The sequence below is a fragment of the Algoriphagus sp. 10J20-15 genome, from assembly GCF_055809615.1.
Genome location: NZ_JBVVUG010000029.1, coordinates 37,860 through 55,581, shown reverse-complemented (window position 1 = coordinate 55,581; position 17,722 = coordinate 37,860). Strand labels below are relative to the sequence as shown.

At 40.0% G+C, this 17,722-nt stretch carries 17 protein-coding genes and 3 pseudogenes; 13 read left to right on the top strand and 7 right to left on the bottom strand.

The window, feature by feature from the left end; translation table 11 throughout:
- Nucleotides 1-9: 9 nt before the first annotated feature.
- On the top strand, nt 10-1,065 hold the full coding sequence (pelA, locus tag AC0L6R_RS11240; protein WP_473271296.1) for a pectate lyase: 1,056 nt from the start codon (nt 10-12) through the stop codon (nt 1,063-1,065).
- 180 nt (nt 1,066-1,245) lie between these two features.
- Here pelA and arsB read toward each other — a convergent pair.
- From arsB to AC0L6R_RS11215, 5 genes and pseudogenes are all read right to left on the bottom strand, one after another.
- A pseudogene (arsB, locus tag AC0L6R_RS11235) lies at nt 1,246-2,287 on the bottom strand (ACR3 family arsenite efflux transporter).
- Nucleotide 2,288: 1 nt separating this feature from the next.
- Nucleotides 2,289-2,459: a hypothetical protein gene (locus AC0L6R_RS11230; protein ID WP_473271295.1), complete on the bottom strand. Its 171-nt coding sequence runs from the start codon at nt 2,457-2,459 to the stop codon at nt 2,289-2,291.
- Nucleotides 2,428-2,922 carry a low molecular weight phosphatase family protein gene (locus tag AC0L6R_RS11225; protein WP_473271294.1) on the bottom strand — a complete coding sequence of 165 codons (495 nt, stop codon included), beginning with the start codon at nt 2,920-2,922 and terminating at the stop codon, nt 2,428-2,430. The genes AC0L6R_RS11230 and AC0L6R_RS11225 overlap by 32 nt, the downstream gene beginning before the upstream one ends.
- A gap of 21 nt (nt 2,923-2,943) precedes the next feature.
- Entirely contained in the window at nt 2,944-3,414 is a 471-nt protein-coding gene (locus tag AC0L6R_RS11220; protein ID WP_473271292.1) for a DUF6428 family protein, read from the bottom strand.
- A 39-nt stretch (nt 3,415-3,453) separates the two neighbouring features.
- On the bottom strand, nt 3,454-3,786 hold the full coding sequence (locus AC0L6R_RS11215; protein ID WP_283411327.1) for an ArsR/SmtB family transcription factor: 333 nt from the start codon (nt 3,784-3,786) through the stop codon (nt 3,454-3,456).
- A 474-nt stretch (nt 3,787-4,260) separates the two neighbouring features.
- On the opposite strand from AC0L6R_RS11215, the pseudogene map reads away from it, so the two are divergent.
- From map to AC0L6R_RS11155, 12 genes and pseudogenes are all read left to right on the top strand, one after another.
- Nucleotides 4,261-5,026 (top strand): annotated as a pseudogene (gene map, locus AC0L6R_RS11210) (type I methionyl aminopeptidase).
- Between the two features lie 280 nt (nt 5,027-5,306).
- Nucleotides 5,307-6,104: pseudogene (locus tag AC0L6R_RS11205) on the top strand (SDR family NAD(P)-dependent oxidoreductase).
- Between the two features lie 144 nt (nt 6,105-6,248).
- Nucleotides 6,249-6,686: a VOC family protein gene (locus tag AC0L6R_RS11200; RefSeq protein WP_473271291.1), complete on the top strand. Its 438-nt coding sequence runs from the start codon at nt 6,249-6,251 to the stop codon at nt 6,684-6,686.
- Between the two features lie 442 nt (nt 6,687-7,128).
- A complete protein-coding gene (locus tag AC0L6R_RS11195) occupies nt 7,129-7,398 on the top strand; it encodes a hypothetical protein (RefSeq protein ID WP_473271290.1) in 270 nt (89 codons plus the stop codon).
- Between the two features lie 135 nt (nt 7,399-7,533).
- Complete coding sequence (locus AC0L6R_RS11190; protein WP_473271289.1) at nt 7,534-8,283, top strand: LLM class flavin-dependent oxidoreductase; 750 nt, start codon at nt 7,534-7,536, stop codon at nt 8,281-8,283.
- Nucleotides 8,284-8,287: 4 nt separating this feature from the next.
- Entirely contained in the window at nt 8,288-8,548 is a 261-nt protein-coding gene (locus tag AC0L6R_RS11185; protein WP_473271288.1) for a hypothetical protein, read from the top strand.
- A gap of 693 nt (nt 8,549-9,241) precedes the next feature.
- The gene (locus AC0L6R_RS11180) at nt 9,242-9,652 is read left to right on the top strand and encodes a hypothetical protein (RefSeq protein ID WP_473271287.1); all 411 of its coding nucleotides are present in this window, start codon (nt 9,242-9,244) and stop codon (nt 9,650-9,652) included.
- A gap of 104 nt (nt 9,653-9,756) precedes the next feature.
- The gene (locus AC0L6R_RS11175; RefSeq protein ID WP_473271286.1) at nt 9,757-10,116 is read left to right on the top strand and encodes an SGNH/GDSL hydrolase family protein; all 360 of its coding nucleotides are present in this window, start codon (nt 9,757-9,759) and stop codon (nt 10,114-10,116) included.
- A gap of 540 nt (nt 10,117-10,656) precedes the next feature.
- Nucleotides 10,657-10,893 (top strand): ribbon-helix-helix domain-containing protein, encoded by a 237-nt coding sequence (locus AC0L6R_RS11170; protein WP_339864164.1) that lies wholly within the window; start codon nt 10,657-10,659, stop codon nt 10,891-10,893.
- Complete coding sequence (locus AC0L6R_RS11165; RefSeq protein ID WP_473271284.1) at nt 10,890-11,165, top strand: type II toxin-antitoxin system RelE/ParE family toxin; 276 nt, start codon at nt 10,890-10,892, stop codon at nt 11,163-11,165. The genes AC0L6R_RS11170 and AC0L6R_RS11165 overlap by 4 nt, the downstream gene beginning before the upstream one ends.
- Nucleotides 11,166-11,555: 390 nt before the next feature.
- Nucleotides 11,556-12,683 carry an ATP-binding protein gene (locus AC0L6R_RS11160; protein WP_473271283.1) on the top strand — a complete coding sequence of 376 codons (1,128 nt, stop codon included), beginning with the start codon at nt 11,556-11,558 and terminating at the stop codon, nt 12,681-12,683.
- Nucleotides 12,684-12,806: 123 nt separating this feature from the next.
- On the top strand, nt 12,807-13,241 hold the full coding sequence (locus tag AC0L6R_RS11155; protein WP_283411338.1) for a hypothetical protein: 435 nt from the start codon (nt 12,807-12,809) through the stop codon (nt 13,239-13,241).
- A 150-nt stretch (nt 13,242-13,391) separates the two neighbouring features.
- Here the strand turns inward: AC0L6R_RS11155 and AC0L6R_RS11150 are convergent, their stop codons facing one another.
- Nucleotides 13,392-16,565 carry an efflux RND transporter permease subunit gene (locus AC0L6R_RS11150; protein ID WP_473271282.1) on the bottom strand — a complete coding sequence of 1,058 codons (3,174 nt, stop codon included), beginning with the start codon at nt 16,563-16,565 and terminating at the stop codon, nt 13,392-13,394.
- A 32-nt stretch (nt 16,566-16,597) separates the two neighbouring features.
- Nucleotides 16,598-17,710, bottom strand: coding sequence for an efflux RND transporter periplasmic adaptor subunit (locus AC0L6R_RS11145; RefSeq protein ID WP_473271281.1), 1,113 nt, complete (start codon nt 17,708-17,710; stop codon nt 16,598-16,600).
- Nucleotides 17,711-17,722: the final 12 nt, after the last annotated feature.

The window sequence follows — 17,722 nt, the reverse complement described above, 5'->3', positions numbered from 1 at the left end:
ACTATAACCATGAAGTCCAGCATTCTTATCCTATTTTTGATAGGGTTATTTATCACTACCTCCTCTGCGCAAGACGCGGATTATCTCAGCTTGAGATGGAAAGAAGTTGCTACAAAAATGCCGGAAAATTGGTATGGCTCTGCTCAAGCAAAAGCTGTGGCGGAAAATGTCATACTAGCTCAAAAGGAAATTGGTGGCTGGGAGAAAAACAAGGAATATCATCAACCCTTATCAGACTCAGAAAAAACTCTAATTAAGGAAAATAAGGAGAATATAGGAGCAACTTTCGATAATGGTGCAACGATCACAGAATTGAGGTTTCTCGCCAAAATATATGCCCATATAGAGGATTACCGATACAAAGAAGCTTTTGAAAAAGGCTTGAATTACATCTTCAGCTCTCAATACGAAAATGGCGGATGGCCACAATTTTTCCCTGTTCGGACAGGATCTGTCGACTATTCAGGACACATCACTTACAACGATGATGCTATGGTGAATACCCTGAAGTTTCTCCGAGAGATTTACTCAGAAGACCAAGCCTACTCAGCATTGAAACTAGATCAGAAAATAATTGGCAAAGCTCACAAATCATTTAATTCTGGGATTGATTGCATACTCAAAACTCAAATCGTCGTGGATGGTTCCCCTACTGTTTGGTGTGCACAACATGATGAAAAAACGCTAGCTCCGGCGAAAGCCCGTTCTTACGAACTTCCCTCCTTTAGTGGTTCTGAATCCGTCCGCATCGTACAACTGCTAATGGAACTCGAAAATCCTTCAGAGGAAGTCATCTCTGCAATTGATGGAGCTATCAACTGGTTTGAAAATCACAAAATAGAAGGCATCAAGCTGGAAACAGAAATTAATGCAGATGGCAAAAAAAATAGAATTGTAGTTTCTGATCCGAATGCAGAAGCGCTGTGGGCTCGATTCTATGATCTGCAAACTGAAAAGCCTTTTTTGGTGATTGAGACGGAATCAAGAAAAACTCCCTTGCTGAAATTGGATACGAACGTCGAAATGGCTACAGTTGGTACACCAATGCACCGGAAAAACTTTTGAAAGAATATCCAGATTGGAGAAATGCGGGAGTCAAACTAGCTAATAAGCCGAGGAAAAATTCGGGCTTATTAGCTTTTAGTGTACGGAATTAAGAAAAAGGCATTTGTTTGGAACACTAGTTTTCAAGTTCTATTAGCCCAAAGTTTAGGGTATTTTTCAGAGAACGGTAAGCATATCTTTTTAAACTTTAGAATAGTACTTTTTCTTCAGCCAAAAGGAAACCCGCACAAGCAATATCAACGCGGGAACTTCCACCAAGGGGCCAATCACACCCGTAAAGGCCTGCCCGGAATTCAGTCCAAATACTGCAATAGCCACAGCAATAGCCAATTCAAAATTATTGCCGGCAGCAGTAAATGCCACAGAAGCCGATTTGTCGTAATCAGCTCCTAAAGCTTTTGTCATAAAGAAGCCAATCAAAAACATCAAGCCAAAAAAGATTAACAATGGAACTGCTATTCTGACTACATCCATAGGAATCTGTACAATCAGTTTTCCTTTAAAGGAGAACATCACCAAAATTGTGAAAAGCAGAGCAATAAGCGTCTATCGGTGATATGGCTGGAATGAATTTGTTCTGATACCATTCTTCACCCTTAGCCTTCACTAAAAAATACCTGCTTAGAATACCCATCAAAAATGGAATACCCAGATAGATAGTCACACTTTCAGCGATAGTCCAGATAGAAATATCAATTATGGCTCCATCAAAGCCGAAATAAGGAGGAAGCACCGTTATAAACACCCATGCATAGAAACTGTATGCAAACACCTGAAAAACACTGTTTAGCGCAACCAAACCAGCTCCATATTCACTGCTTCCATCCGCCAGATCATTCCACACCAAGACCATTGCAATACACCTCGCAAGCCCAATCAAGATCAAGCCCACCATGTATTCGGGGTAGTCCTGTAGGAAAATTATAGCCAGCGCAAACATCAAAACCGGACCAATAATCCAGTTCAACACCAAGGATACTGACAGAATTTTCACATTCTTAAATACCTTCGGCAATTGGGAGTAATCCACCTTCGCGAGCGGAGGGTACATCATGAGAATCAAACCTATGGCTATAGGAATATTCGTTGTTCCTACGCTAAAAGAATTAATTACAATAGAGCTGGAGGGAAAGAAATAACCTATCCCCACTCCTATAGCCATGGCGAGAAAAATCCAAAGTGTAAGGTACTGATCGAGGAAACTTAGCTGTTTCTGGCCCATTTTAAATAGAAATTGCTATTTGAGAAAACACATAGAACATCTCAGAAGCAATCTGCATGGAGCGTTCGTCATATTTTTCGGCTTCCTGAGGCGTATCATCGAATGCTTTTGGATCTTCATATCGTACAGGAATACGACTATCAGTTCCGAGGGATAAAAGGACAGTTTTCATCTGCATGTGAGCAGGTCATTACCGCTGCAAATCGGGCGGCTCGATTGATAGGGTCATCAAAAACCTTCGAAAAAGCCACAATAGGCTCCAAATCATCGGAATGAAATACAAAATAGGTTGGATTGTCATCTCCTTTCTTAGAAACTCTAAATCCACTTCGTTTAATAGATTCAACAGCTCTATCATTGAAAGCAGTCACCTCTACCCCACCGGAATAACAGGCCGCAGGAATCCCAAAATAGTCTGCAGCAGTCTGCGCCCAAATCTGAGAAAACTGACTTCTTCTGGAATTATGAGTGCAAATAAAATTGAGTACAAGTTCTTCGCTTGAGTTGACTTTAGACTGAATGTAATCAATCAAAACCTGAAGAACTTCAAGTCTTTCAGCTGAAATAGAAAGATTTCTGGCTTTTTCCACACTGAGTTTAAGTGCAGGCAAAAGAGTGTTTTGTGCCGTATGCATAATTTCGATTTTTATTCTTTGTTAGCAGCAGCCGGATCCCGGAGTACAAGATCCCTCCGTAGTTTGCAAAGTAGAAAGTCTTACTTTTGGCTTTTGCACCGGGATACCACATTTATCCTTCGCCAAACAATCCGTTTGCTTACTGGTCAGTTGGAAATTTACACCGTCGAAATCCAATCCAAATTTCCCGATGGTATCCGCTTGGTATTCCACTTCTACTTCCAAATCCTCCAATTCTAGCACTTTCTCAGAAAGCTCAATAATACTCAACAACTTCTCTGGATGAAGTCTGTGATTGTAGTCATCCGCATTCCAAAGCTGGAAATTTGCGACATGCTCATTTCTCACTGTACCCCCACAATCAATAAAATTTTTAGTGATTTTACCCACTTCAGTGACATGAAAGTGAGTAGGAACCAACTCTCCGGTTGGCAATTGAAAAGCAATGGTTTTTAAGTTGGCCAAAGCTGATTTTACCTCAGATAATTTCATAACTCAATTATTTAGTGTGATAATTCGATAATTTATTTTCTAGCAACAATTGCCCGATGTGCTGATATCCTGGTCAAAAAACTCATTCAAGAGCTTTTTCATCCTATTCCAGTTTTCTCGGTCGATACAATAGCAGACGCTTGTTCCTTCTATATTTCCTTTGATCAAACCCAGCTGCTTCAATTCCTTCAAATGCTGGGAAATCGTAGGTTGCGCCAATCCTATCTCAATTACTAAATCCCCGCATACGCAGTTGTCCATTTTGAAGAGATGCTGTAGAATAGCTACTCGTGCTGGATGAGCGAATGCCTTAGCAAAAACAGCGATTTCGTTTTGTTGCTCGGAAAATATTTCTGTTTTAGTGAGTCCCATGACTATTATTGTTTCATTGCAATATTACGATTAATAAGTTTAAAAGTAAACTGTAATAGTGAAAAACCTTCAGGGTTGAAGAAGGAACTTAAATGATTTGAAATTTCTTTATATATATCCGCTTTTGTGCCAGTATGGAGTCAAAAGCAAAAAAGGATATCTTAAACTTAAGAATTGAGGCCGCCTCGGTCATTGGGCTTCCAACCAGATAAGCAAAGAATCTAAGGTGACTGGCAACTATGCGGTTAATCATGAATTTCTTTTATCAATGTTTAAATAAAGAAGCCTGTCCTAGATTTCTTATCCTATTTACCGTTAGGAAAGCGGATATACGGAATAAATACATTTGGCCTTTATTCACATCGTACTAAAACCATTAGATGCACTAGTATTTTAGCTACTTTGGTCCCCGAATTAGGAAACAAAATTATTGCTATTCGCATCATTGCGGATAATTTTTAAAATAAATGAGCTATGTCAATCACTAAAGAAACCGAACTAATCGGAATGAAAAAAATCTCTGAAGTAGTGGGAACTACACTCAGACTTATGACAGAATTCGCCAAAATCGGCATGTCTACCAAGGAACTGGACGAATACGGTGGGGAAATCTTGAAAAGCTACGGTGCCAAATCTGCGCCGTATGAAACCTATAAATTCCCTGGTTACACCTGTATCAGCGTAAATCAAGTTGCTGCTCACGGCATTCCTTCAGAGAAAATCAATATTAAAAGATGGAGACCTGATCAATATTGACGTCTCTGCCGAACTCAATGGTTTTTGGTCGGATAACGGCGGTTCTTTTGTCCTTGGGGAAGATATTTATAATCATCAGCCTCTAGTGGATGCTTCTAAAAACATTCTTCACAAAGCAATAAATGCCATTAAGGGTGGAGTGAAAATCGCTGATATCGGGCATTTGATAGAAACTGAAGCAAGAAAATCAGGCTTCAAAGTGATTAAGAACTTAGCTGGTCACGGCGTAGGGAGAAGTTTACATGAGGAGCCTTCCGATATTTTGAACTATAGAGTCAAAAGCAACAGGGAGCGGTTTAAGAAAAACACTACTGTCGCAATTGAAACTTTCATTTCAACCAATTCTACCTATGCCGTAGAGCAGAATGACGGCTGGACGCTCGTAGGGAATAAAGGAGGATTTGTCACCCAACACGAACAGACTATTTTAATCACTGATGAGGCTCCAGTTATTTTGACTGAGGCAAATGGACTTTGGGATTAATGTCTTTAAACTCTCAATTAGGAGAGTTTAAAAACTTCTATTTTTTGAATACTTCCTCTGCGTAACCCCATAAAATGCCAAGGAAGCATATCCCTTATTTCTGATTTCTAATCCTACCTCAATACAGTCTAATTTATCTGAATGAAATCCTTATTTTAGTCTAAGAGAAACCTCAAATACCTGATGTAAGCAACTACAAAAAAGAAAGTTGGGAATTGCATTTATACTGGTCGTTGTGCTTTAGCTCGAATATCCAATTATATTTTTAACATGACTTAAAATGGCAAACGCAAAAGAAAAGGTAGTTTGGATAACAGGTGCTTCGTCCGGGATAGGTAAAGCTATGGCCTTTGAATGGGCAAGCTTAGGATACAAAGTGGTGCTTTCAGCCAGACGCAAAGAACTTTTAGAAGAGATTGCTCTTGAAATTAAGAATTCTGGTGGCGAAGCATTGGTTGTTCCTGTTGATATTTTGGAAGAGAAATCCATAGAAAATGCCGTTCAAAGCATTATTGACACCTGGGGACGCTTAGATGTTGCTGTTGCCAATGCTGGGTTTGGCGTTTTTGGAGGCATAGATAAGTTGACTGCCAAAGATTGGAATAGGTAATTGAACGGAAATGTCACAGGTTTAGCCCTGACTGTAAAATACGCGCTGCCACATTTGAAGCAAAACCAAGGTCGCATTGGATTGGTAGGTAGTGTTGGAGCCTATCTTCCTAATCCTAATGTCGGGGCTTATGGCGCATCAAAAGCAGCAGTTCACTCCATTGGTCTGACCCTGCAGGTAGAATTAAAGGGTACCGGTGTGAGTTGTACAACCATTCATCCAGGCTTTGTGGAATCGGAAATTGCGAAAATTGATAATGATGGAGTTTGGCATCCTGAACGAAACGACCCGCGTCCTTCAAATTTAATGTGGCCTACAGATAAAGCCGCGAAAGTTATGGTAAAGGCTATTATTAAGCGGAAGAGAAATTATATTTTCACAGCCCACGGAAGGATTTTGGTATGGCTGCAAGGTTGGTTTCCCGGCTTGGTGAGAACAATTGTTTCAAAAGGTCCAAAACCAGAATAAAAAGGTTAGCGAATTTACAGGTGTTACCCAATTTTACTGACGCATACCTCCCAGCCTTTGACGTTTTTAGACCTCACCTATTTTGTGCCTAATCAGTAGATTTGAATAGGTAAAAATCAAAGAAACTACAAATTCAAAATAACTATGGCACTGATTAATCCATACATCAACTTTAACGGGAATGCAGAGGAAGCATTCAATTTTTACAAATCTGTCTTTGGCGGAGAATTCGCAAATATCACACGCTTCAAAGACATGGATATCCCTGAAAATCCAATAGCAGAGCATGAAAAAGAAAAGATCATGCACATTGCCTTACCCATCGGTCCAAATATCCTGATGGGCAACGACGTCCCTGAAAGAATGGGTAAGGTAAATGAAAATGAACACAGGTCTAAAATATCAATTGCCGCAGAAAGCAAGGAAGAAGCTGAACGCATTTTTAATGGACTTACTGTTGGAGGCACTATCGAAGTCCCTATGGATGAAAGTCCTTGGGACTCTTATTTTGGGATGTTCCGTGACAAATACGGGATTGAATGGATGGTGGATTTTGACCCAAGACACAAAGGAAAAGTCTAAGTTGTAATCACCTAAATCAGTACCAATAGTATGCTCCCAATAAGCCTAGTCTTGTTGGGAGTGTTAATTTTTAATCCTTTCTTCGAGTTAAGATAATTTGCTAAATGCATAACCAAAGCTCTATCCTAGAATAAAGAATCACTCAATATTCCTGAGAATTAAAATCTTATCAACCAAACGCTACCTAGACATAATTCTTAATTTAGAATACAAATCAGAAGCCACAGCGAATTGGGGCAAAAGAAACTTTACCAATCGAGATCGCCATGTACGGTTTTACGAAGCCATACATAGCAAAAGTGAAGGCGAGTTTCGGGCAAAACTTGAATATTTCGAGCATGAAAACCATGGCTCAGTACCTCCTATCGCATTTCACAATGGCATTTCTGCAATTTTTGAAGGGTATGGCATTACCTACCGGGATGTAGAAAGCATAGAACAATTGAAGGAACATTTCCAAATTATTTCCAATCGACTATACTATGATTTTAGCCCGCCTGAGTATCTGGTCAATCAACTAGGCTACCAAATGGCACAAAATGATAAGGCTAAGGCAATGGATTTCTTTATTCTGAATACAGAAAACTATCCTAATTCATTTAATGCCTTTGACAGCTTAGGAGAGTTTTATGAAGTCACTGGAAAGAAAAAGCAATCGAAAACTATACAAAATCTCTGGAACTCAATCCTGATAATGAACACGCCAGAATGAAGATCGAAACCTTAATCTAGAATATAGCTTTAGGTAAAAGTTCTATATCCATAGCTTGATCAAGTCCTAAAAAGAACCTTTTAGCCAAACATCAGTTAGAGAAATCAACTGAGTTTAACAAGATAATACAGCTATATGGAAATAGGAATTGATAGTTTCGCAGCCTCCCCCGACAATCAGTTGGATGGTTCTAAATCACTAAGAGAACTTTTGGAGAGAATAGAATTAGCAGACCAAGCAGGTTTGAGTTATTTCGGCATTGGAGAGCATCATCGCAAGGACTTTTTGGACTCCGCTCCCTCTATGATTTTGGCCGCAGCGGCTGCCAGAACCAAAAACATCCGACTTGGAAGTGCCGTCACCGTACTGAGTGCTTCCGATCCCGTTCGTGTATTTCAAAACTATGCTACGCTGGATTTGCTTTCCGAGGGTCGTGCAGAAATAGTAGCCGGGAGAGGATCATTTACCGATGCATTTCCCCTATTTGGTTTAAATCTTCAGGACTATAATGAGCTATTCGAAGAGAAACTGAATCTACTTTTAAAAATCAGAGACAATGAGGTGGTCACCTGGTCTGGGAAATTTAGACCGGCACTTCGGAACCAAGCCATCTATCCTCGTCCTAAACAAGAGAAGTTGCCTATTTGGGTTGGAGTTGGTGGTACTCCCTCCTCTTTTGAAAGAGCTGGCAAGCTAGGTTTACCCTTGATGGTGGCGATCATTGGCGGAGAGACGCATCGTTTTGCGCCTTTGGTGGACTTATACCGAAGAGCAGGAGAAAGATCAGGATTTGCCCAAAGTGACCTGAAAGTAGGATTGCATTCTATAGGATTTGTTGGCAAAACCAGACAGGAAGCCATCGCTGACTTCTACCCTGAGCCATAAAGAAATGTTTGATAAAATTGGTAGGGAAAGAGGATTTGGTCCGGTGACAAAAGCTGGATTTGACGCTCAAAACACCGAAACTGGAGCCTTATTGGTAGGAGAACCCAAAGAGATCGTGGATAAAATCTTGAGACACAGTGAATCCTTAGGCGGACTGGAAAGATTAACCTTCCAAATGGATGCCGTTAAAGACCATCAAAAATTGATGAAAGCGATCGAGCTTATTGGCTCCGAGATTGTCCCTTTTGTAAAAGATAAAAATTGAGTTTATCACACCTTCATTAAAGTGTAATTAGTAAGTTAGTATTGGAGATCTCCCGAGGTTTGTGGGCAATTAGGATTAAGTCGCAATTAAAGGGAGGGAATTCGGTAATTATGGGTATTATCATTTATTAAGACTTAAACACATACATGATTTTCTTGAAAAGGATAGGAATTGCTATGCTCTTTCGACATCTCCATCCAAACCATTACTTTTTACACAATAGGTGAAAGATTTCCTTAATCAAGGAGATTGGGAATAACTATGAAAGTTATGTTTTACAATATGATGAAAATGAATTTAAAGATATTGGTATTATTTCTGATCTCAATCCCACCAAAGAACAAGTCACTGAATATTTTAGCGAGTTTAAACCCTATAATTTAAAGATTTGTACCTCAACTTCTGATTGTTCTGACTTGCAAGAAACTAATTATTTTTATCTCTATTGGTTTGACTTCGAAACTAAAAATCCGTTCACGGTAAATTTAATAAATGAAGGCGAATTGGCTAAGGAATTTGGAGCAAGTTGGGATTCTAAATATATCTGGATTATTTATAAATGGATTTTAATAGATAAAACTAATACTGGAATTTCTTAAGAAAGTAAATGGTAAAATGGTGTATAGCGCATTTGTACCCTGCGATGCAAACTCACCATACACAACCGTTTTAGCAGATTAAAAAAATAAATTTATGGCAAAATTGATAATCGAAAGAACCTCAGAATGGAACAATGGGCTAAGAGATATTGGAATCTATTTAGATGGAGAAAAAATTGATGTAATTGGAAACGGTGAGATTAAGGATTTTGAAATTAAATCGGGAGAGCATACCCTAAAATCAAAAATTGATTGGTGTGGAAGCGAAACTTTCACAATCAACTTATCTGATAATGAAATCAAAAAGATTGAATTATCAGGGTTTAAACTAGGAAAGTTTATGCTTCCAATAGCAGCCATGATTAGTATTATATTTTTCGCTTTTAAAGAAAAATTAATTCTTCACCCAATCTTATTGATGTTGTTAATTCTGCCATTTGTATTCTATGTGACATATCATTTTACATTCGGCAGGAATAAGTATTTAAGACTAAAAGAAAAATAAAACATCCTTCAACAAAACCTAATCCAAATACCCTGGAGAACACTTCATGAAGCATACAGCTGCCCAAAACATTAGAGCTAAATCAATTAAAAATCATAGTATCTATGCCCAATTCACGAAGGAAGTTTTTTTTGAATTTGGGAGTAACTGGATTAGGCATCATTAATTCACCAAGTATTCTTTCAGCAAAAAATCACAGCAAAAATTACGGTATGAATAAAAGTGGAAAGGGGGTAACAATTCTGTTCCAGGGGGACTCAATTACTGATGGAAACCGCTCGCGAAACCAAGACTGGAATCATGTCATGGGGCATGGATACCCCTACATTATTTCAAGTCGTCTTTGGTTCGACTATGTGGATAAAGGCTTAATGTTTTATAACAGAGGCATTAGCGGAAATACCATTCAGGATTTAAATGCTCGCTGGCAAGAAGACACCCTTGACCTGGCTCCGATGTGCTAAGTATTTTTGATTGGTGTGAATGATATATCCCGAATAATAGAAAATGAATATTCTGTTAAAACTTGGGAGGAGACCTATATTCAGGTTTTAGATAAAACAAAAAAAGCCTTACCAAACACTCAACTAATTCTTTGTGAACCATTTGTTCTCCCCGCTGATGATATGATCAGAATTGAATGGACCCCAGGAAAAGACAGAAGCCTATCAAGGCGTAATTTCCGAAATGCAAAAAACAGTAAAGAAATTAGCTGAAACCTACGATGCCATTTTTATAGCATTGCAAAAGCCCTTTTAAGATGCCTGCGAAAAAGCTCCTGCTAACTATTGGATTTGGGATGGCATTCACCCCATGCCCGCAGGTCATGAATTAATTGCCCGTCAATGGATAAAGGAATTGAGTGAAAGATTGGAGATCTAAGAGTGTATCTCTTAACCTTCCTATTTTCACTCTCATTACTTGTTGAAATACAGACTCAGAGGCATGAATCGTAGGTTGACAAAACACAGATATGGTGTATATTTACACCAAACTAGTTAATCATGGGAAGACAGAGCATTTCATTAACCGATCCAAATGACAATTGGCTACAAGAAAAAGTAGCTGCTAAGGAATATGCTAGCAAAAGTGAGTTGGTAAATGACCTGATTCGACAAGAACGAAAACGGCAGGAAAGTATAGCCTTGCTTCGACTAGAATTGATAAAAGGTGAAGAAAGTGGCTACTCCAAGAAAACTAAGGATGAGATTTTAGCTTTAGCAAAAAACGGCCTAAAATGACTTACCTGCTCAGTCAAGAAGCAGAAGATGACATTGTTCGAATATACAGATTCGGTTTTATGAACTTTGGGGAAGCGCAGGCTGACAAATATTTCGAGGCACTTTTCAACTGTTTTGAACGAATTGGTAAAAATCCATATCAATTCCCGCAAGCATCACATATTCGAAAATCTTATCATTATTGTGTTTGTGGATCAGATACAATCTATTTCAAACTATCTACTGATGAAATACCGGAAATAATCCGAATAATAGGAAGGCAAGAATTCTAGAATAACCATAACAAACTCAACCTTCATCCTACATCTGGAAAAGCCAGGCAACACAAATTGTTTTTTTAAGTATGAAACTACCCCCTCCTCTCCTGTAGCTGCTCTTAACGAAATCCTTTATTTAGACTGAACACAAAAAAAAGGCTGGTTGCTTTTGAAAACCTGATAGAAATCAGAAAAGTAAATAAATCCAACTATTTAAAAGGACTGGCCTATCTGCCTTTTAGCAAGAGCCATTTTTACTTTAGAGACTAGCGAAAGTAAAATTAGCCCCTCTGGATTTGCAATCTCCAGCCTACAAACCAGCGAAAACATGAAATCTTTCGATCGTAACCGAGAATTCACATGTTAATTTTCGGTTACGATCGAGAATTTACATATTTTTAACTCATGATAACTCGTCAAATAGAATCTGAGCTGCGAAAAAGGATTCATCAAGGAAAGCTTTTGGTAATCATCGGGCCTAGACAGGTAGGGAAAACTACGCTCATGAAGCAGGTCTTGGATTTTCCTAATGAGAAAGTTTTATGGCTGAATTGTGATAACCCAGATGATCGCCAGAGCCTTTTTGAAGTTACAACTTCAGCCCTAAAGTCCCTTATCGGAGGTTATAAATTGGTAGTAATTGACGAAGCTCAACGTGTACCAAATATTGGTCTTACGTTGAAAATATTGGCAGACGAATTTCCCGAAGTTCAAGTCATAGCTTCAGGTTCATCAGCATTAGACTTAGCCAACTCAATTAAAGAGCCTTTGACAGGTCGCAAACGAGAGTTTCAACTTTACCCAATTTCTATAGAAGAACTTTGCTTGCATACTTCTCCTAGGGAAGAGAAACGGCTATTGGAGCGGCGGATGATCTTTGGCTTTTATCCTGAAGTAATCAACCAACCAAGCGAAGCACAAGAAGCACTTCAGGAAATTACCAGCAGCTATCTCTACAAAGATATTTTGAGTTTGGCAGATGTTCGTATGCCTACAGTTTTACAGAAGTTATTACTGGCTTTGGCACTTCAGGTCGGTTCAGAGGTTACATTCAATGACCTGGGAAATACAATTGGGATAGATAAGGAAACAGCAGAAAAGTATCTAGACTTGCTAGAAAAGGCATTTGTGATTTTTCGTCTGAACTCGTTTAGCAGGAATATGCGGCGAGAGCTCAAAAAAAGCAGAAAGATCTACTTTTGGGACAATGGCGTGCGAAATGCCATTATCAATAATTTCAACTCCTTGGATTTACGAAATGACAAAGGAGCGCTTTGGGAGAATTTCATAATCAGTGAGCGAATGAAATACCTGAGCTACAATCGCATTCATTCTAACGTTTATTTTTGGAGGACAACGACAGGAAAAGAACTGGACTGGCTGGAAGAGCGTGAAGGCAAGTTATTTGCTTTTGAGGCGAAATGGAATCCAGAGCGAAAGGCCAAATTGCCTCTGGGTTTTGAAGAGGCATATCCAGAAACTGAGTTTCGAGTTGTTAATCGAGAAAATTATTTGGATGTGCTGACTCAATAAAGGGAATTCTGGAAAGCTGAAAATTTCATTTTATTTATTGCAATTAAATCTAGGTAAACATGACGAAATTCTTAATTTAGAATCAACTTTTCCATACGTCTATAAATTAACTAATCACTTAAAATGAAGAGACAATTAACTTTTATTGGGGCCATATTTTTCCTAATCTCATGCTCATCCACTCAGCCACTCTCCAAGAACGTAAAGCAACAGCTAAAGGATAATGATACATTTGTTGTGAATGAAATTTCGACCGACAAATCCTATGGACTTTCTCCTAAAAATCCTGTAGAAGTGGGAGGAGCTAAAGACTCTGAAGGCCCTTTAAACGAGAGACGTTACTTAAATGCATTGACAGGCCCAAATGGAGAAAAAATCTACTATTATCGACAAGGAAGTTGCTGCCCTGTTAAAAGTGAAAACGGCCTAATGGGAACCGCGATGTTGGACAATTATAGAGTCACTTGGGCGAATTCAAAAGATACAGTGTCCATCTACATAAACATGTATGATTCAGGTTTATTAAAAGCTCCATTTGGATTCGGCATTAAAAAATAATACTTAAATATCCAACTTTTGGAGAAGCAGGATAACCAAAGTTGCGCTCTCCACGAAATCCTCCGTTCTCTCTGCGGTTAATCAAAAAAAAATGCCCCCATCAAGTTCATCACTTTCTGGGGGCATTTCAATTATAATTAGAGAAACTACTTAATGATGCTCATGTTTACTTGGATCATAATTAGCTTCTAGCTCTGCCAAGCCTTTTTTACCGTAAGCAATTTTGGTAATCACCACATACAGGACTGGCACAAAGAAGATTGCCAAGAAGGTAGCCGCAAGCATCCCTCCAATCACGGTAAAACCAATTGTCTGTCTTGCTACAGCACCAGCTCCATTCGAAATAGCCAATGGAACCACACCGAGGATGAAGGCAAGAGAAGTCATGATAATCGGTCGAAGTCTCAATTTTACCGCTTCCAAGGTTGCCTGGAGTAGTGGCATTCCTACGTCAACACGTTCCTTGGCAAACTCTACAATCAAGATGGCGTTTTTCGCCGCCAAACCAATCAGGGTAATCAAACCAATCTGTGCATAAATATTATTATCCAACTTCGGTAGGAAATGCAGGGCGATGATCGCACCAAAAGCACCTAGAGGCAAAGCCAATAGAACTGAGAATGGGACTGACCAGCTTTCATACAAGGCTGCCAATAGCAAGGAAACCAAAACAATCGCCAAGGCAAAAATCAGAATAGTACTACTTCCAGAGGAAAGTTCCTCTCTACTCAAGCCGGAAAAGTCATAGCCATATCCCGCCGGTAAGGTTTGAGCTGCAACTTCCTCCAAGGCTGCCAAGGCTTGACCCGAACTATAGCCAGGAGCGGCATTACCATTTACTTCCGCAGATCGAAACAAGTTATAGTGAGAAATAACTGGCGCATTTTCTACCACCTCATAGCTAATCAACGCACTCAAAGGCACTGCCTCTCCTCCACTACTTTGTACATAAAATTGTTCTAAGTTGTTCATTCCAGCTCGGTAAGCTGTATCCGCTTGTGCTACCACACGGAAGTTTCGGCCATATCTGGTGAAGTCATTCACATAGGAGCTTCCCATGTAATTCGACATAGTCGTAAAGATCTCAGTAAGCGGAACTCCCAATTTCTTAGCTTTCTCTCGATCCACTGTCACATGATATCCGGGAGTTTTGGCAGTAAAGAAGCTATACGCCATAGCGATTTCCGGACGCTGATTGGCCGCAGCTAGGAACTGCCCAAGTGCTCCTTCAAACTCCTTGATATCTCCAGTAGCAGATCGCTGCTCCAGCATAAAGCTAAATCCACCTGTGCTACCCAATCCTGGAATCGCAGGAGGAGGTACCACCACAATACTGCCTTCGGTAATTGAAGCAAACTTTTGATTCAAAGTTGCCAACATACCTCCAAGTTGCAGAGAAGGGTCTTTTCTATCATCCCAAGGATCCATCTGTACGAAGAAAGTAGCCGCGTTTGGCTTGAAGGAGAAGTTGATCACGTTCAACCCTCCGATACCAGTTACGTGATTGATGCCCTCGGTTTCTTCCAAAATAGCGTTCATCTTCTGCATCACGGCCTGCGTTCTGTTACTCGCAGCACCTTCAGGAAGCTGAAGAGTCACATAAAGTCTTCCCTCATCCTCAGTAGGTAAGAAACCGGTTGGTTTGGTTTGGAAAAGCCCGAAAGTACCAGCGAAAATACAAACGAGTAAAATCAATACAAGTGGTGCTCTTTTGATGCTTGTTCTCACCCCATTGGTATAGCTTGCAGTAGTACGCTCAAACCACAAGTTGAACTTGTAGAAGAACTTATTCAGTCCTTTACCATTTTCATTTACTTCAGAAGGCTTCAGCAAGAGAACGCACAAAGCAGGTGTCAAACTCAACGCTACAAAGGCCGAAAGCAATACTGAGATCGCAATGGTAATGGCAAACTGCTGATACATTCTACCTACAATACCTGGGATAAAACCTACCGGAATAAATACCGCCGCCAAAATCAAGGCAATCGCTATAACCGGCGCAGTGATATCTTTCATCGCAAGACGAGTAGCTTCTTTTGCAGATATCTTTCTGGAATCTATGTAATGCTGAACTGCTTCCACTACCACAATCGCATCATCCACCACTATACCGATAGCCAATACGAAACCAAAAAGCGTCAGCGTATTGATCGTAAATCCGAGCAAAGGGAAGAAAATAAACGTTCCAATAATAGATACAGGAATCGCCAAAACAGGCACTAAAGTCGCTCTCCAGCTCTGCAAGAAAAGGAATACTACAATAATCACGAGAATCAATGCCTCCACAAACGTGTGCATCACCTCATTGATGGATACTTCTACTACAGATACAGATTCAAAAGGAACTGTGTACTTCATATCTGTAGGAAAACTCTTTTGCAATTCATCCAAAGCTGCGTATACACCTTCAGCCGTTTCTAAGGCGTTACTTCCCGGAGCCTGATAAACAAGCAAAATCGCTGCTTCTTCCCCATCCAGGGTAGAATATCTACCGTAGTCAAACTGTCCCAATTCAGTTCTAGCGACGTCTTTCAGGTAAACTATTGAACCATCCTCAGGATTAGTTCTTAATACGATGTCGTCAAATTCCTCAGCTCTTTCCAGACGACCATTTACAGTAATCGGATATTCAAATGCCTGTGTATCGTATTGAGGCATACTTCCCACTGTACCTGCTGCTACTTGTAAGTTTTGTTCTTGAATGGCTGCAGTCACCTCGCGAGCAGTGATTCCGTATTGAGCGAGTTTATCAGGCTTCAGCCAAACACGCATACTGAAATCCTGACCGATCGCTGTAATATCACCTACACCGTTTACACGAAGAAGTGCATCTTTGATAAAGATGTTAGCGTAATTGGATAGAAACTTAGAATCATGAGTTCCTTCAGGTGAAGTAATACTCAATACCATCATAATGGATGGATTCCTCTTTCTTACCGTTACCCCCAATCGACGCACAGCCTCCGGAAGAGAGGGTTCGGCGATGGACACTCTATTCTGTACATCCAGTGTCGCGATGTTAATGTCTGTCCCTACTTCAAAGGTGACGTTCATCTGCATCTGTCCCGTACTGGTGTTATTCGAGGAAATATAAGCCATCCCAGGAGTACCATTCACTTGGGTTTCTATGGGAGTAGCTACAGTCTGCTCCACCGTCTTTGCATCTGCACCCGTGTAGTTGGCTGACACTGATACTACCGGAGGCGTAATGTCAGGATACTGTGTAACGGGGAGATTTAATATAGCTAAAACACCGACCAGCACGATGACAATCGAAATCACCATTGCGGTTACTGGCCGTTTTATAAATACGTCTGATATCATTAGTAATTAATCAAGTTTTATTGAAAAACGGTTTATTGGGCTGTAGTCTGCTCAGTAATCTGAACTCCATCTCGTAGCTTTTGAATACCAGTATCCACAATTTTGGCTCCTTCGCTCAATCCAGATCTCACGACGATTTTGTCCCCTATTTGTGTTCCAAGCAGCACATTCTGCTGTTTTACAGTATTATCATCCTGCACCACATACACGAAGTATTCTCCCATTTGCTCAGTTACTGCTCTATAGGGAATTACCACTTGTTCACCTAAATCCTGATTCAGAACCATCAAGTTTACGGTCATTCCTGCTATTAGCTCATTGTTTGGATTTGGAAATTGAACTCGCAGTGCAATTGTGCCAGATTGACGCCCTACTGCCCTGTCCATTGTAGTAAGGGTGCCATTGAAAGGATAAATACTATTATCACTAAATCGGATTCTGAAGAGTGAATCTGGGTTATCTTCTGCTCTCAGCAGTTTGTTGAACCTTGGAATCTCCCGCTCATTGATCACAAAATTCAAAGACATGGGATCATTGGAAGAAAGGGTATTCAATAATGGCTGACCTGAAGAAACCTGTGCCCCCAATCTAACTTGTGATATCCCGACTGTACCATCAAATGGCGCAGTCAATACAGAATATTGGTAATCTGTATTTGCTGATTCTAACTGTGCTTTCGCCGAACTCAGTTGAGCTTTGGCATCCAAAACCGCACTCTCAGCATGATCTAGTTGCTGCTTTGCGATAGCATCCTGCTCATCCAATCTCTTATAGCGATCGAAATCCTTGCTCAATCTGGCAAGGTTAGCTTCAGCACTTTCCACCATTGCTTTTGCCTGCTGCTGTGATGCAGCATATTTGCTTCTATCTATTTCATACAGTCTCTGACCTTTTTTAACTTCCTGGCCATCTTTCACATAAATGTTTGTGATGTATCCACCAATCTGCGGTCTGATTTCTACTTCATTCAGTGGCACAATGGATGAAGGGTATTCGTCTATGCCTGTTACAGATTTATTTACCACAGTATAAGTTGTGACGGCTACTGCAGCCGGTGCCTGCTGTCCTGCCTGTTCTTTTTGACCGCAAGAAAACCCTGCATAAATCAAGGCCGAAAAAGCTATGAGTTTGTATGATATGTTCATATAGTATAAAAT

What these genes read in the sequence shown, in the direction of transcription:
- pelA (WP_473271296.1), top strand. Translation starts at nt 10, where the DNA reads ATGAAGTCCAGCATTCTTATCCTATTTTTGATAGGGTTATTTATCACT.
- AC0L6R_RS11230 (WP_473271295.1), bottom strand. Translation starts at nt 2,459, where the DNA reads ATGAAAACTGTCCTTTTATCCCTCGGAACTGATAGTCGTATTCCTGTA.
- AC0L6R_RS11225 (WP_473271294.1), bottom strand. Translation starts at nt 2,922, where the DNA reads ATGCATACGGCACAAAACACTCTTTTGCCTGCACTTAAACTCAGTGTG.
- AC0L6R_RS11220 (WP_473271292.1), bottom strand. Translation starts at nt 3,414, where the DNA reads ATGAAATTATCTGAGGTAAAATCAGCTTTGGCCAACTTAAAAACCATT.
- AC0L6R_RS11215 (WP_283411327.1), bottom strand. Translation starts at nt 3,786, where the DNA reads ATGGGACTCACTAAAACAGAAATATTTTCCGAGCAACAAAACGAAATC.
- AC0L6R_RS11200 (WP_473271291.1), top strand. Translation starts at nt 6,249, where the DNA reads ATGGCACTGATTAATCCATACATCAACTTTAACGGGAATGCAGAGGAA.
- AC0L6R_RS11190 (WP_473271289.1), top strand. Translation starts at nt 7,534, where the DNA reads ATGGAAATAGGAATTGATAGTTTCGCAGCCTCCCCCGACAATCAGTTG.
- AC0L6R_RS11185 (WP_473271288.1), top strand. Translation starts at nt 8,288, where the DNA reads ATGTTTGATAAAATTGGTAGGGAAAGAGGATTTGGTCCGGTGACAAAA.
- AC0L6R_RS11180 (WP_473271287.1), top strand. Translation starts at nt 9,242, where the DNA reads ATGGCAAAATTGATAATCGAAAGAACCTCAGAATGGAACAATGGGCTA.
- AC0L6R_RS11175 (WP_473271286.1), top strand. Translation starts at nt 9,757, where the DNA reads ATGCCCAATTCACGAAGGAAGTTTTTTTTGAATTTGGGAGTAACTGGA.
- AC0L6R_RS11170 (WP_339864164.1), top strand. Translation starts at nt 10,657, where the DNA reads ATGGGAAGACAGAGCATTTCATTAACCGATCCAAATGACAATTGGCTA.
- AC0L6R_RS11165 (WP_473271284.1), top strand. Translation starts at nt 10,890, where the DNA reads ATGACTTACCTGCTCAGTCAAGAAGCAGAAGATGACATTGTTCGAATA.
- AC0L6R_RS11160 (WP_473271283.1), top strand. Translation starts at nt 11,556, where the DNA reads ATGATAACTCGTCAAATAGAATCTGAGCTGCGAAAAAGGATTCATCAA.
- AC0L6R_RS11155 (WP_283411338.1), top strand. Translation starts at nt 12,807, where the DNA reads ATGAAGAGACAATTAACTTTTATTGGGGCCATATTTTTCCTAATCTCA.
- AC0L6R_RS11150 (WP_473271282.1), bottom strand. Translation starts at nt 16,565, where the DNA reads ATGATATCAGACGTATTTATAAAACGGCCAGTAACCGCAATGGTGATT.
- AC0L6R_RS11145 (WP_473271281.1), bottom strand. Translation starts at nt 17,710, where the DNA reads ATGAACATATCATACAAACTCATAGCTTTTTCGGCCTTGATTTATGCA.